The organism is Microbacterium sp. 69-10, assembly GCF_001897945.1.
In the GTDB taxonomy this organism is placed as follows: Bacteria; Actinomycetota; Actinomycetes; order Actinomycetales; family Microbacteriaceae; genus Microbacterium.
This window is the reverse complement of sequence record NZ_MKRT01000028.1, coordinates 60,543-74,653: the sequence shown is the minus strand read 5'-3', so window position 1 is coordinate 74,653 and position 14,111 is coordinate 60,543. Positions and strand designations below refer to the sequence as shown.

At 71.0% G+C, this 14,111-nt stretch carries 17 protein-coding genes; all 17 read right to left on the bottom strand.

Annotation, left to right across the window (positions count from 1 at the left end; genetic code table 11):
* Positions 1–229, bottom strand: a 229-nt coding sequence (locus BGN97_RS14815) for a hypothetical protein (RefSeq protein WP_292703603.1), incomplete at its 3' end; no start/stop codon positions are given.
* Between the two features lie 161 nt (positions 230–390).
* Complete coding sequence (gene lgt / locus BGN97_RS14810; RefSeq protein ID WP_292703104.1) at positions 391–1,389, bottom strand: prolipoprotein diacylglyceryl transferase; 999 nt, start codon at positions 1,387–1,389, stop codon at positions 391–393.
* Between the two features lie 10 nt (positions 1,390–1,399).
* Complete coding sequence (gene trpA, locus BGN97_RS14805) at positions 1,400–2,203, bottom strand: tryptophan synthase subunit alpha (protein WP_292703102.1); 804 nt, start codon at positions 2,201–2,203, stop codon at positions 1,400–1,402.
* A complete protein-coding gene (gene trpB, locus BGN97_RS14800) occupies positions 2,200–3,408 on the bottom strand; it encodes a tryptophan synthase subunit beta (protein WP_285635630.1) in 1,209 nt (402 codons plus the stop codon). Before trpB ends, trpA begins: the two co-directional genes overlap by 4 nt.
* Positions 3,409–3,446: 38 nt before the next feature.
* Positions 3,447–4,250 (bottom strand): indole-3-glycerol phosphate synthase TrpC, encoded by an 804-nt coding sequence (gene trpC / locus BGN97_RS14795; protein WP_292703100.1) that lies wholly within the window; start codon positions 4,248–4,250, stop codon positions 3,447–3,449.
* Complete coding sequence (locus tag BGN97_RS14790) at positions 4,250–4,489, bottom strand: HGxxPAAW family protein (protein ID WP_292703599.1); 240 nt, start codon at positions 4,487–4,489, stop codon at positions 4,250–4,252. The genes trpC and BGN97_RS14790 overlap by 1 nt, the downstream gene beginning before the upstream one ends.
* A 34-nt stretch (positions 4,490–4,523) precedes the next feature.
* Entirely contained in the window at positions 4,524–5,114 is a 591-nt protein-coding gene (locus BGN97_RS14785) for a Trp biosynthesis-associated membrane protein (protein WP_292703098.1), read from the bottom strand.
* Between the two features lies 1 nt (position 5,115).
* Positions 5,116–5,499 (bottom strand): phosphoribosyl-AMP cyclohydrolase, encoded by a 384-nt coding sequence (gene hisI / locus BGN97_RS14780; RefSeq protein ID WP_292703095.1) that lies wholly within the window; start codon positions 5,497–5,499, stop codon positions 5,116–5,118.
* On the bottom strand, positions 5,463–6,257 hold the full coding sequence (hisF, locus tag BGN97_RS14775; protein WP_292703093.1) for an imidazole glycerol phosphate synthase subunit HisF: 795 nt from the start codon (positions 6,255–6,257) through the stop codon (positions 5,463–5,465). Before hisF ends, hisI begins: the two co-directional genes overlap by 37 nt.
* Complete coding sequence (hisG, locus tag BGN97_RS14770) at positions 6,257–7,099, bottom strand: ATP phosphoribosyltransferase (protein ID WP_292703090.1); 843 nt, start codon at positions 7,097–7,099, stop codon at positions 6,257–6,259. Before hisG ends, hisF begins: the two co-directional genes overlap by 1 nt.
* Before the next feature lie 38 nt (positions 7,100–7,137).
* Entirely contained in the window at positions 7,138–7,401 is a 264-nt protein-coding gene (locus tag BGN97_RS14765; RefSeq protein WP_292703086.1) for a phosphoribosyl-ATP diphosphatase, read from the bottom strand.
* Positions 7,398–8,078, bottom strand: a complete 681-nt coding sequence (gene rpe / locus BGN97_RS14760; protein ID WP_292703084.1) for a ribulose-phosphate 3-epimerase — start codon at positions 8,076–8,078, stop codon at positions 7,398–7,400. Before rpe ends, BGN97_RS14765 begins: the two co-directional genes overlap by 4 nt.
* 3 nt (positions 8,079–8,081) lie before the next feature.
* Positions 8,082–9,494 (bottom strand): transcription antitermination factor NusB, encoded by a 1,413-nt coding sequence (locus BGN97_RS14755; RefSeq protein ID WP_292703081.1) that lies wholly within the window; start codon positions 9,492–9,494, stop codon positions 8,082–8,084.
* On the bottom strand, positions 9,491–10,411 hold the full coding sequence (fmt, locus tag BGN97_RS14750) for a methionyl-tRNA formyltransferase (RefSeq protein WP_292703078.1): 921 nt from the start codon (positions 10,409–10,411) through the stop codon (positions 9,491–9,493). The genes BGN97_RS14755 and fmt overlap by 4 nt, the downstream gene beginning before the upstream one ends.
* A 52-nt stretch (positions 10,412–10,463) precedes the next feature.
* Positions 10,464–12,461 (bottom strand): primosomal protein N', encoded by a 1,998-nt coding sequence (locus tag BGN97_RS14745; protein ID WP_363331439.1) that lies wholly within the window; start codon positions 12,459–12,461, stop codon positions 10,464–10,466.
* An 8-nt stretch (positions 12,462–12,469) separates the two neighbouring features.
* A complete protein-coding gene (gene metK, locus BGN97_RS14740; protein WP_292703075.1) occupies positions 12,470–13,666 on the bottom strand; it encodes a methionine adenosyltransferase in 1,197 nt (398 codons plus the stop codon).
* 126 nt (positions 13,667–13,792) lie between these two features.
* Positions 13,793–14,047 carry a DNA-directed RNA polymerase subunit omega gene (gene rpoZ / locus BGN97_RS14735; protein ID WP_292703073.1) on the bottom strand — a complete coding sequence of 85 codons (255 nt, stop codon included), beginning with the start codon at positions 14,045–14,047 and terminating at the stop codon, positions 13,793–13,795.
* Positions 14,048–14,111: the final 64 nt, after the last annotated feature.

Sequence of the window (14,111 nt, the reverse complement as noted above, 5' to 3'; positions counted from 1 at the left end):
CGACCGGGGGGAGCTCGAAGTCGGTGACGGCCGGGAGGAACGCGTCCGGCATCTGCGTGAGGATGCCGGCGCCATCTCCTGTGCCGGCGTCCGAGCCGATCGCGCCTCGGTGCTCCAGGTTGCGCAGCGCCTCCAGCGCCAGCGCGATGATGTCGTGGCCGGGTTCCCCGCGGAGCGTCGCGACCATGGCCAGGCCGCAGGCATCCTTCTCGTGGGCGGGGTTGTACATCCCCTGCTTCGGGGGGTAAGCGCCGGAGGCGCCGTAGGGAGGCTGGAAGTACACCAGTCACCGTCCTCAGTGTCGAAAGTGAATCCGGGGACAGCGTCGGCCCGCTCGTTCAGTATGAAGGATCACGCACTGCGGGAGTGCTCAGATGACGTCCTCGCGGTTCATGAAGCCCTGCTTGTGGCGGGTGCTTCAGCGTCGATCCCGTCCACCGGAGGCTCACTCAGGTCGACGTAGTCATGGGAATCGTGCTCCGAGTCTACAACGGCATCGGCGGGCTCTCGTCCGGGCTGGTACGGCGAGGCCTCCAGGCCGGTGTGACGACGCGTCTGCACGATGAGGATGACCAGGCCGACGAGCACGCCGATGATCGCCGCCCACACGTTGCTGCGCAGGCCCAGGTAGACCTGGCTCGGGTCGATCCGGATCGACTCCCAGACGATGCGACCGGCGCTGTACCAGATCAGGTAGCAGGCGAACAGCCGGCCCCACTGCAGACGCAGCCGACGGCCCAGCCAGAGCAGAACCAGCACGCCGAGCGTGTTCCAGATCACCTCGTACAGGAACGTGGGGTGGAACAGCGTGCCCTCGGGCAGACCGGCCGGGAACGCCGGGTTGGACGCCTCGATCTCCAGGCCCCACGGCAGGTCGGTGGGCAGGCCGAACAGCTCGTGGTTGAACCAGTTGCCGAACCGGCCCATCGCCTGTGCGAGCAGGAGCCCGGGTGCGAGGGCGTCCGCGAAGGTCCAGAAGCGGATGCCGGTCCACCGGCATCCGAGCCAGGCGCCCACAGCGCCGGCCATGAGCGCTCCGAAGATGGCGATGCCGCCCTCCCAGATCGCCCAGACCGAACCCGGCTCGAACGGGTTCCAGGTGTTCTTGCCCGGGCCGAAGTAGAAGTCGAAGTGCGTCAGGACGTGGAAGATGCGCGCCCCGATGATGGCCAGCGGCACCGCGATGATCGCGATGTCGATGACGACCCACTTCTCCGCACCGCGCTTGGTGAGGCGGTGGTTGGTGAGCAGCGTCGCCGCGATGATCCCCGCGATGATGCACAGCGCGTAGTAGTGGATCGTGATCCCGAAGATCGGGAACGTGCTGACCGGAGGGCTCGGGATGCTGGCGGGCACGCCCGAGATGAGGCTGTGAAGCGCAAGGGACATGAGAGTGAGTCTAGTTTCCTGTCGCGAATCGCGCCGACGGGGTGCCGCCGGCGAGAGAACGGGTGGTCTCGGCGAGGCCCTCCAGGCCGCCGTCGCGCAGCGCCTTGACGAGTGCCGTGCCGACGATGGCGCCGTCGGCGTACTCGACGACGCCGGCGATCTGCTCGGGGTTGGAGATGCCGATGCCCACGCAAGCGGAGGCCGCGCCGCGGTCGCGCATGCGGTCGACGAGCGTCCGCGCCGCGCGATCGAGAGCCGCCCTCTCCCCCGTGATGCCCATGGTGGAGACCGTGTAGACGAAGCCGGTGGACGAGGAGATGACCAGGTCGAGGCGCTCGTCCGTGGAGGTCGGGGCTGCGAGGAAGATGCGGTCGAGGCCGGTGCGGGTGCTCGCGGCGATCCACTCGCCGGCGGCCTCGGGAGTGATGTCCGGAGTGATGAGGCCGGCGCCCCCGGCGGCGAGCAGATCGTCGGCGTAGCGGTCGACGCCGTACTGCAGCACCGGGTTCCAGTAGGTCATCACGACCACTGGCACGTCTGTGCGGGAGGTGATCTCCTTGACCACTGTGAACAGGTCGCGGGTGCGGTAGCCGTTGGCCAGCGCCTGCTGCGTGGCCTGCTGGATGACCTCGCCGTCCATCACGGGGTCGGAGTACGGCGGCCCGAGCTCGATGACGTCGACGCCGTTGCGCGCGAGGGTCAGCGCCGCCTCGATGCCGGTCTGCAGGTCGGGGAAGCCGATCGGCAGGTAGCCGATGAACGCGCCCCTGCCCGCGTCGTGGGCTTTGCGGATGGCGGCCTCGACACGGCTCACGACGCGTCCTCCTCGTCGTACAGGTCGAAGTAGCGCGCCGCGGTGTCCATGTCCTTGTCGCCGCGACCGGAGAGGCAGATGGCGATCACGGAATCCGGGCCGAGCTCGCGGCCGATGCGCAGTGCGCCGGCGAGGGCGTGCGCCGATTCGATGGCGGGGATGATGCCCTCGGTGCGGCTGAGCAGGCGCAGGGCCTGCATGGCCTCGTCGTCGGTGGCGGGAATGTACTCCGCACGCCCGATGTCGCTCAGCCAGGCGTGCTCCGGGCCGACGCCGGGATAGTCGAGACCGGCCGAGATCGAGTGCGACTCGACGGTCTGGCCGTCCTCGTCCTGCAGCACGTACGTCTTCGCGCCGTGGAGCACGCCGGGGCGCCCGCGTTCGATCGAGGCCGCGTGCTTCGGGGTGTCGACGCCGTCGCCGGCGGCCTCCACTCCGTAGAGCTTCACGCCCTCGTCGTCCAGGAACGCGTCGAACATGCCGATCGCGTTCGAGCCGCCGCCGACGCAGGCGACCACGGCATCCGGAAGCCGGCCGGCCTCGGCGAGCAGCTGCTCGCGGGCCTCCTCGCCGATGATCTTCTGGAAGTCGCGGACCATCGCCGGGAAGGGGTGCGGGCCGGCCGCGGTCCCGAAGATGTAGTTGGTGGTCTCGACGGTCGCCACCCAGTCTCGGTAGGCGTCGTTGATGGCGTCCTTCAGGGTCCGGGACCCGGTCTTCACCGCGACGACCTCCGCGCCGAGCAGGCGCATCCGCGCGACGTTCAGCGCCTGACGCTCCGTGTCGACCTCGCCCATGTAGATCGTGCAGTCCAGCCCGAACAGGGCCGCCGCGGTCGCGGTCGCCACGCCGTGCTGTCCGGCGCCGGTCTCGGCGATCACGCGGGTCTTGCCGAGCCGCTTCGTCAGGAGGGCCTGTCCGAGCACGTTGTTGATCTTGTGCGAGCCGGTGTGGTTGAGGTCCTCGCGCTTGAGGAACACGCGTGCGCCGCCGGCGTGCTCCGCGAAGCGCGGCACCTCCGTGATCGGCGACGGGCGTCCGGCGTAGGAGTGCAGCAGCGTCGCGAGCTCGGCGCGGAACGCGGGGTCGACGATCGCGGCCTCGTACGCGGCGGTGAGCTCGTCGATCGCGGCGATGAGCGACTCCGGCATGAACCGCCCGCCGTACTCGCCGAAGAACGGTCCGTGCTGGTCGCGCAGCGCCACTTCGTCTCGCTCCGCTCGCTCAGCACGACGCATGCTCTTCACTCCTCTCCCCCGCGCACCGGCAGGTCGCCGGCCGCGAGGAACGCGTTCAGGGTGGCGACGGGATCGCCGGTGACCAGCGCCTCGCCGATCAGGACGACGTCCGCCCCCGCCTCGCGGTAGCGACGCACGTCCTCGGGTGCGAGCACCGCGGACTCTGCGACGCGGATCGCGGTGTCCGGGATGCGCTCGGACAGGGACGCGAACAGGTCCCGATCGAGCTCCAGGGTCTTCAGGTTGCGTGCGTTCACGCCGATCAGCTCGGCCCCCAGATCGATCGCGACCTCGAGCTCCTCCGCGGAGTGGGTCTCGATCAGCGGAGTCATGCCCAGCTCGCGGATCAGCGCGTACAGCTCGCCCAGCGTCTTCACGTCGAGCCCCGCCACGATGAGCAGCGCCAGATCCGCTCCGGCCGCGCGGGCCTCGAGCACCTGGTACGGCGTCGCGATGAAGTCCTTGCGCAGCACGGGGAGGTTCACGCGTGCGGTGACGGCCTCGAGGTCGGCGAGACTGCCGCCGAAGCGGCGCTCCTCGGTGAGAACACTGATGGCGGAGGCGCCGCCCTGCTCGTACAGCGACGCCTGCAGCGCGGGATCGGGGATCTCGGCGAGAGCACCGCGCGACGGGCTCGCGCGCTTGACCTCCGCGATGATCTTCACGCGGTCGGCGGGAGCCAGTGCCGCGAGCGCATCGCGGGCGGCAGGGCGCGCCAGGGCTTCACGCTCCACGTCGGCCAGCGGCCGAGTCGCGGCACGCCGCTCGGCGTCCTGCACCGCGCCGGCCGTGAGGTCGGCGAGGACCATCAGTGCGCCTTCGGGGTGTACTTCGGGCCCTTCACTCCCCAGCCCGCCTTCGCCATGACCCAGCCGACGATCGCGCCGATGACGACGACGGCGGCTGAGATCCAGACACCCACCACTCCCGAACCGTCGGGGAAGCAGAAGAAGACAGTGCCGGCGGCGAAGCCGACCAGCATGATCACGACGGCAGTCCAGGCTGCAGGCGAGTGTCCGTGACCGGGGTCTGCGATCGGGTTGGTCATGTTCTCCTCCGGGAGGGTCGACGATGTCATCAGTCTATCGGGAAGGGCCGGTCGGATCCGTGCCATGGGACAGGTCGTCCCAGGAATCGACGGCGTCGAGGGGCCCCGCATCCGCGTGCCGTCCGTCCGAGAGGTGGTCGTAGCGGCGGGTGCCCGCCTTCCAGCGGTGCGCGGTCGCCAGGACGAAGAGGGATGCGAGTGCCACAACGACCCACGCGCACAGGGCGGCGACACTCCAGCCGCTGGGCTCGAGGTCGGTCACCATCGCGCCGAGCGCCTTGTCACCGCTGAGACCGGTCGCCTTGGTGAGTGCAGGGGCGGCGGATGCGAGGGGCGGTGCCGCCACGAGCGGCAGCGTGCCGGTGACCAGCGCGACCACGGCGCCGAGGCCGATCACCGCGAAGACGTAGCGCAGCGCGCATCCGGCGATGGACAGAGCTCCGCCGAGGGCCAGCACGGCCAGCGACAGCGGCGCGAGCAGCGGCATGGCCTCGGCGCCGGAGACGAGCAGCGGTGCGGCGGCGTCGGAGCGGTGCACGGTGATCCAGGTCTGCGTCGAGGAGATGATGCCGACGCCGCCCGCGAGCAGGAACCCCAGCACCGCGTACATGCGTGCGCGATTCATCTCACTCGCTCTCTGCGACGGTCAGTCCGCGACCGTCGAAGCAGGTGCGCGTGCCGGTGTGGCAGGCGGGTCCGTGCTGGTCGACCGTGAGCAGGATCGTGTCGCCGTCGCAGTCCACGGCCACGGCGTGCACCTTCTGCGTGTTGCCCGAGGTGTCGCCCTTGCGCCAGTACTCCTGCCGCGATCGCGACCAGTACACCGCCCGGCCGCCGGTGAGCGTGCGCCGCAGCGCCTCGGCATCCATCCACGCCAGCATCAGGACCTCGAGCGTGTCGAACTGCTGCACCACCACGGGGGCGAGCCCGTCGGCGTTCCAGGCGACCTTCGAGACATCCGCGTCGAGCGTCGTCACTTCGTCTCGCTCCGCTCGCTCAGTACGCCGCATCGCACCACCACCCCGTCGGCGCGCAGTGCGTCCTTCACATCGCCGACCGTCAGCTGTCCGCTGTGGAACACGCTCGCGGCGAGCACGGCATCCGCTCCCGCCTCGATCGCCGGCGGGAAGTGCCCGGCCGTGCCCGCGCCGCCGGAGGCGATCACCGGCACCGAGGAGACCTCGCGCATGAGGCGGACGAGCTCCAGGTCGAATCCGTCCTTCGTGCCGTCGGCGTCGATGGAGTTCACAAGCAGCTCCCCGGCGCCCCGCTCGATGGCCTCGCGCGCCCAGTCCAGGGCGTCCAACGTGGTCTCGGCACGTCCGCCGTGCGTGGTCACGACGAAGCCCGACTCCGTGGTCGTGGCGCGCTTGATGTCGAGCGAGAGCACAAGCACCTGTGCGCCGAAGCGGTCGGCGATCTCGTCGATCAGCTCCGGACGCGCGATGGCGGCCGAGTTCACGCCGACCTTGTCCGCGCCGACCGCGAGCAGTCGCGCCACGTCTTCGACGCTGCGCACTCCCCCGCCCACGGTGAGCGGCACGAACACCTGCTCGGCCGTGCGCTGCACGACGTCGAACGTGGTGGAGCGGTCATCGACCGTGGCGGTGACGTCGAGGAAGGTGATCTCGTCGGCGCCCTGCGCGGCGTAATGCGCGGCCAGCTCCACCGGATCGCCCATGTCGCGCAGATCCTTGAAGTTCACGCCCTTGACCACGCGGCCGGCGGCCACGTCGAGGCACGGGATGACGCGTGCGGCGAGCGTCATCAGAGCCTCGCGGCGTGGATCGCGGTGACGAGGATGGCCCGGGCGCCGAGCGCGTACAGGTCGTCCATCACCTGGTTCATGCCCTTGCGCGGGATCATGACGCGCACGGCGACCCACTCCGGGTCGCGCAGCGGCGAGATCGTCGGCGACTCACGGCCGCCGGCGATGGCCGTGGCCTGATCGACCAGGTGCGCGGGCAGGTCGTAGTCCAGCAGCACGAAGCGCCGGGCGACCATGACGCCGCGGAGGCGGCGCAGCAGGCGCGCGGTGCCGGGCACGTCTCCCGGCCTGCTGATCAGCACGGCCTCGGACTCGATGATCACAGGGCCGAAGATCTCCAGGCCCGCCTGGCGCAGGGTGGTGCCGGTCTCGACGACATCCGCGATCACATCGGCGACGCCGAGCCGCACCGCCGACTCGACGGCGCCGTCCAGCGGGACGAGCACGGCGTTCACGCCGTGCTCGCGCAGGAAGCCGTCCACCAGGCCCGGGTAGGCGGACGCCACGCGGACGCCCTCCAGATCCTGGATGGTCGAGTACTTCCCGGGAGGCGCGGCGAACCGGAAGGTCGAGCGGGCGAAGCCCAGCTGCTCGATCTCACGCGCGTCGTCCTGGCGCACGTCACGCAGCAGGTCGCGTCCGGTGATCCCCACGTCGAGAGCGCCGGATGCCACGTAGGTCGCGATGTCGCGGGGACGGAGGTAGAAGAATTCGACGTCACTGTCGGCGTCGACGACGTGCAGAGTCTTGGGGTCGCGGCGGCCGGCGTACCCGGCCTCCGCGAGCATCTCGGCGGCTGTCTCGGAGAGCGAGCCCTTGTTCGGAACGGCGATGCGCAGCATGGATGTCCTTCTGTTCGAGCGGTCTGAGGGGAGCACGCTCACAGATGTCGGTAGACGTCCTCCAGGCTCAGCCCCTTGGCGAGCATCATCACCTGCAGGTGGTAGAGCAGCTGGGAGATCTCCTCAGCCGCGTTCTCGTCGCTCTCGTACTCCGCGGCCATCCACACCTCGGCGGCCTCTTCGACGATCTTCTTGCCGATCGCATGCACGCCGCGGTCCAGCTGCGCGACCGTGCCCGATCCTTCCGGACGGGTCTCGGCGGTGCGCTGGAGCTCGGCGAACAGCTCGTCGAATGTCTTCACGATTCCAGGCTAGCCGCTCGCGCGAGCTCCCGGAGCCGGGTGACGGCCGCAGCGGCGTCCTCGGCGCCGTACACCGCGGACCCCGCGACGAAGGTGTCGGCCCCTGCCCCGGCGGCCTGGGCGATCGTGGACTCGGAGATGCCGCCGTCGACCTGCAGCCAGACGTCCGAGCCGCGACGCGTGGCCTCCTGGCGCAGAGCGCGCAGCTTGGGCATGGTCTCGGCCATGAAGCCCTGGCCGCCGAAACCGGGCTCGACGGTCATCACCAGGATCTGGTCGAACTCGTCGAGGATCTCGTACAGGGACTCCCCTGCCGTGCCGGGCTTGATGGCGACGCCGGCGCGCGAGCCGATCGACCGGAGCCGGCGCGCGAGGGCCACCGGATCGGCGGCGGCCTCGAGGTGGAAGGTGACGCTCGCGGCGCCCAGTTCCGCGTAGCCGGGCGCCCAGCGGTCGGGGTCGGTGATCATCAGGTGCACGTCGAGCGGGACGGGACTGGTCGCCTGGATCCGCTCCACCATCTGTGGCCCGAACGTGAGGTTCGGCACGAAGTGGTTGTCCATCACGTCGACATGGGCGAAGTCGGCGGTCGCGATCCTGGCGAGGTCCGCCTGCATGTTGACGAAGTCGGCGGCGAGGATGCTGGGGTTGATGCGGGGTGCTTCCGGGAGGCTCATGGCTCATCCTTCCTGGGCGGTGCGCTGCAGCAGCGCGAGGAACATGGCATCGGTGCCGTGCCGGTGCGGCCAGAGCTGCACGTGCCGGGCGGTGCCTTCGGGGTTCGGGGCGAGGTCGATCGGCGCCTCGGACACCTCGTTCATGACGGCCTGGGCATCGAGCTGGGCGACGTCATCCCGTCGGCGGAGGACCTCGCTCACGACGCCGGTGGTCTCCGCCAGGTGCGGCGAGCAGGTCACATAGGCGACGATCCCGCCGGGCGCCAGAGCCCCGATCGCGGCGTCCAGCAGCTGCGTCTGCAGCTCGACCAGTTCGGCGACATCGGCCGGCGACTTGCGCCAGCGCGCCTCGGGGCGGCGGCGCAGGGCGCCCAGGCCCGTGCAGGGCGCATCGACGAGGATGCGGTCGAATGCGCCCGGATGCTGCGCCGCGAACTCCCGGCCGTCCTGCTCGTGCACGGGCACGTCGATCGGCAGGGGCCGGATGGCGTTGCGCACCAGACCGGCGCGCGCGTGCACCACCTCGTTCGCCTCGAGGTGCGCTCCGTCACTGTGGGCGATGGCGGCGAGCAGAGCGGTCTTGCCGCCGGGCCCGGAGCACAGGTCCAGCCAGCGCTCCCCCGCGCGCACCGGCGCGGCCGCAGCGAGGGCCAGTGCGACGAGCTGCGATCCCTCGTCCTGCACGCGGATGGTGCCGTGGGCATCTCCGATCGCATCGCGGGGATCGCCGCCGGGCGAGCCGAACGCCGTCGGCGCGTATGGCCGGGCGGGCTGTCCGCGCTCCGCCAGCCCGGGCAGCGCGACGAGCGTGACCTCGGGCGAGACGTTGTCCGCAGCGAGCAGGGTCTCCAGCTCGTCGGCACGTCCCTCGGCGGCCAGCGAGCGGCGCAGCGCGCGGATGACCCACACCGGGTGCGCCGTGCGCAGGGACAGCCGCTCGTCATCCGAGCGGGCGCCGGCCTCGATGCGCTCCTGCCACGTCTCGGCGTCATCGCGACTGATGCGGCGCAGCACGGCGTTCGCGAAGCCCGACGCCCCGCGGCCCACTTCGGAGGCGACGAGGTTCACCGACTCGTTGACCGCAGCATGCGGTGCCACCCGGGTCGCGAGAAGCTGATGCGTGGCGAGCCTGAGGGCGTCGAGCACCGCCGGATCGATGTCGGCCACCGGACGGCCCGCGGCCTCGGCGATGATCGCGTCGTAGGTCCCGCGTCGCCGGAGCGTGCCGTAGGCGAGTTCGGTGGCCAGCGCGGCATCCTGCCCGTCCAGCTGCGCCTCCACGATGAGCCTGGGCAGCAGCAGGTTGGCGTAGGCGTCATCGTCGGACACGGCGCGCAGCACGTCATAGGCGACCCACCGGGCGGGCTGGATGCCGCGCTTGCGCTGCGAACCCGCGTCGCGCTGAGCGCCGCTCATGATCCGGCCCTCACCGACTGGTCGGCGCGCAGCCCGCGCCACCAGTCGGCAGCGTTCATGGCGCCCTTGCCCGCCGGCTGCACGCGCGTGACCTCGAGCGCGCCGTCGGCCGTGCCGATGAGGACGGCCGCCTTAGTGCCCTGGATCTCGCCGGGAGCGAGTGCGGTGCCGTCGGAGGCGGGAGCCGCGGAGAGGATCTTCAGCCGTGCGCCGTCGACGGTCGTGTGCGCGCCCGGCTCAGGGGTGACTCCGCGGTAACGCGAGAACACAGCCGACAACGGCTGCGACCAGTCCAGGTATCCGTCCTCGAGCGCGAGCTTCGGGGCGAGGCTGGACTCGCCCTGCTGCGGAACGGCCACGGCGCTCCCGTCGGCGATGCCGGCTACCACGTCGACGGTGAGGCCCGCCCCATCCTCCGCGAGGATCCCGAGCGCCGCGTCGGCTGTCGCATCCGAGGGGATATCGACCGTGCGCATCGCGAACACGTCACCGGCATCGAGCGCCGGCACCAGCTGGAACACGCTCACGCCCAGCTGGGCGTCGCCCGCGATCAGCGCGCGCTGCACGGGGGCCGCGCCACGCCACGCCGGCAGCAGCGAGAAGTGCAGGTTGATCCAGCCGTGCGCCGGAGCCGACAGGAGCGGCTCGCGCACGATGCCGCCGTAGGCGACGATCACGCCCAGATCCGCATCCAGCGCGGTGATCCGTGCCGTGGCGTCGTCGTCGAGCCGGGCGGCCTTGATGACCGGCAGTCCCAGCTCTTCGGCGGCTGCGGCGACGGGTGACGGCGTGAGAACGCGCTTGCGACCGAGTGGCGCGTCCGGTCGGGTGACGACGCCGGCGATCTCGTGGTGCGCCGCGAGGGCGCGCAGTGTGGGGACGGCGACGGCGGGGGTGCCTGCGAAGACGAGGCGCATGAAGGTTCTCCGGTGGGAAGGTCAGTGACGGATCGAGGTGATCGGATGCCGATCAGATCTCCGGTTCGAGGATATCGAGGTGGACCGAGAGCGACACCCGGGGACGTCCGCGCGGGCGCCTGCTCTGCGCGGCATCCGCGATGACGGCGGCGCGCAGCGTGCTCGCCACGCTCTGCCCGGCGGCGTAGGCGAAGCGCACCAGCGCCCGCACCCTGCCGTCGTCGCCGACCGGGAGCGGACCGAGCACGGCCTCCCCGGCGATGCCGATCTGCGCCAGTGCGTCCAGCGCGGTGCGCACGGATGCCGGGAGCCCTTCGAGCTGTGCGACGCGCGTGGTGGGCGGCATGCGCAGCGGGAGGCGCGCCTCCAGCTCGCTGCGGGCGTACGCAGCGGGCGACCAGGTCGCCAGAGCGCGGGCGACGGGCCCGTCCACGCCGACGAGGTGGATGGGAGCGCCCGGCGCGGCGAGCGAGGCCGCGTTGGCCCACCAGCGCAGGCAGGACTCGGTGATGCGCAGTTCAGGCGCCTGCAGCATCCGCGCCCCGTCCAGCAGGATCACGGCCCGGTAGCCGCCGGATGCCAGCGGCTCGGCGCCGCGGGTCGCGACGACGAGTGCGGGTCTGGCATCCACGTGCTGGAGGGGGTGAGAGCCGTCGGAGACGATGACGCGCACGCCGGGGAACGCACGGCCGAGCTCGTCCGCGGTGCGCTCGGTACCGGACGAGGCCAGGCGCACCTGGTCCGAGGAACAGTTCCCACAGCGCCAGGAGTTGGCGGAGCGACCGCACCACCCGCACACGGGCACCGCGCCGCGCCTGCGGGCGCCGAGAGGGCCGCCGCAGTGCGCGCAGCGGGCGGGAGCGCGGCAGGTCGCGCACACCAGAGTCGGCGCGAACCCGGGCCGGGCCACCTGCACCAACACCGGTCCCTCGGCCGCGGCAGCGCGCGCAGTCGCGAAGGCGCTGGAGGGCACCCGCTGACCGGTCTGCTCGAGCTCCTGCGGTGTGCTCAGGCGCACCTGCGGGATCACGCGCCGCACGGCGGTGACGTCCTGCAGCCATCCGTGCTGCACGAGCCGCTCGGCATCCGTGGAGCGGGTGTGCCCGACGATCAGCAGGGCGCTCCCCTCCTCCTCCTGCCTGATGAGCGCGGCATCCCTGGCGTGCACGTAGGGTGCGAGCGGTTCCGCCAGGAGCGGGTCGCCGTCGTCCCAGATGGCGACGAGCCCCGCCTGCACCGGCGAGTACACCGCGGAGCGATTGCCCACCACCACGCACGGAGCGTCCCCGAGCGTGCGCAGGAACGCGCGGTAGCGGTCGGGATTCGTCTGGCGCGCATCGTGCCGCACCACTGCTTCCTCGTCGACCAGCGTCGCCAGCGCGGAGAGCAGCAGCTCCTGGTCGCGGTAGTCCGGTACGACCAGCACGCTCGAACGGCCCTCCGCGAGCTGCAGAGCGGCGGCCGACGCCAGCAGCAGCGCCCACCCGGGGAGGTCGTCCTGCAGCACCGGGATCGCCTCTACGGCGGCGCGGCCCGAGCCGGAGAGCACCGCATCGAGACCGTCGTACGCCGCCGTGATGGCGCGGGCGCGGTCCACGGCGTCGCTGCTCGGCGGGGCGCACGGTTCCGGCTCCTGCCAGGACTTCTCGACCCGCACCTGCCGCTTGGGGATCGCCAGACGCAGGATGTCGGAGGCGGAACCGGCTGCGCGGTCGGCGGCCTTGCGGGCGAGCCGGTAGAGCCTCTCGGGCATGACCTCGACAGTCGAGACGACGCTCTCGATCTCGGAGAGTGTGCGGGTGGCATCCGGCTCCACGTCGATCTCGACGATGTAGCCGTCGATCACGCGACCCGCGGTGCGCAGCGGCGCCTTGACCCGCATGCCAGGACCGACCTCGACTACGTCCTTCGGGAGGGCGTAGTCGAACAGCCGGTCCAGCTGAGGCAGCGGCGAGTCGATCAGCACACGCGCGATCCGCCGCCCGTCCCCCGACCGCCCGGCGTCGGCGGATGTCGCCTCGGCCGGCGTCGCCTCGGGCACCGTGGACACGGCGCCCCTCAGACGCCGGCGGCGCGGCGCAGCTCGTCGGCGCGGTCGGTGCGCTCCCAGGTGAACTCGGGCAGCTCACGGCCGAAGTGCCCGTACGCGGCGGTCTTGGCGTAGATCGGGCGCAGCAGATCCAGCTCCTCGATGATCGCCTGCGGGCGCAGGTCGAACACGGTCTCGATCGCGCTGGTGATCATGTCGTCGGAGACGGTGCCGGTGCCGAAGGTCTCGACGTACAGGCCCACGGGACGAGCCACGCCGATCGCATAGGCGACCTGCACCTCCGCGCGCTCGGCGAGGCCGGCTGCGACGACGTTCTTGGCGACCCAGCGCATCGCGTAGGCGCCCGAGCGGTCGACCTTGGACGGGTCCTTGCCGCTGAACGCTCCGCCGCCGTGCCTGGCGGCGCCGCCGTAGGTGTCGATGATGATCTTGCGGCCGGTCAGGCCCGCATCACCCTTGGGACCACCGGTGACGAACGGGCCGGCCGGGTTGATGTAGTACTTCAGATCGGGAGCGAGGTCGAGTCCGGTCTGCGCGAGCACGGGGTCGATGACCTTCTCGCGAACGAGCGCCTGCAGCTCGTCCTGCGCGATGTCCGGGTGGTGCTGCGTGGAGAGCACGACGGCGTCGACCGTCTTGGGGGTGTAGCCGTCGTAGCCGAGCGTGACCTGGGTCTTGCCGTCGGGGCGCAGGAACGCCAGCTCGCCCGAGCGGCGCACTTCGGTGAGACGCTCGGCGATGCGATGCGCGGTCCAGGCCGCCATCGGCATGAGCTGCGGCGTCTCGTTCGTCGCGAAGCCGAACATGATGCCCTGGTCGCCGGCGCCGAGCTCGTCGCGCGGGTCGGTGGAGCCGCCGTCGCGGCGCTCCTGCGCGTTGTCGACGCCGTTGGCGATGTCCGTCGACTGCTCCCCCACCGAGACGGTGACGCCGCAGGACGAGCCGTCGAAGCCCGTGTCGCTGGAGGTGTAGCCGATGCCGTTGACCACGTCGCGGACGATGGTGGGGATGTCGACGTATCCGTCGGTGCGGATCTCACCTGCGACGTGCACGAGGCCCGTCGTCACGAGCGTCTCCACGGCGACGCGGGAGCCGCGGTCGACGGAGAGCAGCCCGTCGAGCACGCTGTCGGAGATCTGATCGCAGATCTTGTCGGGGTGCCCCTCGGTGACGGATTCGGACGTGAACAGGCGCAGCGCGCTCATCGGTTCTCCAAAGCGGGAAGATCGGGGCGGGTCGGGTTCGGCTCACCCGCGTGTGTTGCAGGCCCAGTGTGCAGGAAGCCGCCGACATCCGGGTGTGGACGTCGGCGGCTCACAGGGTGCGGAGTGTCACTCGGCGTGACGGATCCGGAGCTTGTCCTCGTTGATCTCGTGCAGCGCGATCGTGAGCGGCTTGTCCTCGATGGACGAGTCCACCAGCGGGCCCACGTTGTCGAAGAGGTTCCCCTCGTGGAGGTCGGAGTAGTAGTCGTTGATCTGACGCGCGCGCTTGGACGCGTAGATCACGAGCTCGTACTTCGACTCGACGCGCTCGAGAAGGTTGTCGATGGGCGGGTCGATGATTCCCTGGTTGGTTCCAGCCATGGTGGACCTCCTGGTCGGGCGACGCTGTCATCGGATGACGACGTGTCGCGAAGTCGGTTTCGGG

Bases quoted from the DNA above. Each gene is read 5' to 3' on its own strand.
- rpe (WP_292703084.1), bottom strand. From the start codon at position 8,078: ATGAGCCTCCCGGAAGCACCCCGCATCAACCCCAGCATCCTCGCCGCC.
- hisG (WP_292703090.1), bottom strand. From the start codon at position 7,099: ATGCTGCGCATCGCCGTTCCGAACAAGGGCTCGCTCTCCGAGACAGCC.
- trpC (WP_292703100.1), bottom strand. From the start codon at position 4,250: ATGGTCCTCGCCGACCTCACGGCCGGCGCGGTGCAGGACGCCGAGCGG.
- lgt (WP_292703104.1), bottom strand. From the start codon at position 1,389: ATGTCCCTTGCGCTTCACAGCCTCATCTCGGGCGTGCCCGCCAGCATC.
- BGN97_RS14755 (WP_292703081.1), bottom strand. From the start codon at position 9,494: ATGAGCGGCGCTCAGCGCGACGCGGGTTCGCAGCGCAAGCGCGGCATC.
- hisI (WP_292703095.1), bottom strand. From the start codon at position 5,499: ATGCGGCGTACTGAGCGAGCGGAGCGAGACGAAGTGACGACGCTCGAC.
- fmt (WP_292703078.1), bottom strand. From the start codon at position 10,411: ATGCGCCTCGTCTTCGCAGGCACCCCCGCCGTCGCCGTCCCCACACTG.
- metK (WP_292703075.1), bottom strand. From the start codon at position 13,666: ATGAGCGCGCTGCGCCTGTTCACGTCCGAATCCGTCACCGAGGGGCAC.
- hisF (WP_292703093.1), bottom strand. From the start codon at position 6,257: ATGACGCTCGCCGCACGCGTCATCCCGTGCCTCGACGTGGCCGCCGGC.
- BGN97_RS14785 (WP_292703098.1), bottom strand. From the start codon at position 5,114: ATGAATCGCGCACGCATGTACGCGGTGCTGGGGTTCCTGCTCGCGGGC.
- rpoZ (WP_292703073.1), bottom strand. From the start codon at position 14,047: ATGGCTGGAACCAACCAGGGAATCATCGACCCGCCCATCGACAACCTT.
- BGN97_RS14790 (WP_292703599.1), bottom strand. From the start codon at position 4,489: ATGACCAACCCGATCGCAGACCCCGGTCACGGACACTCGCCTGCAGCC.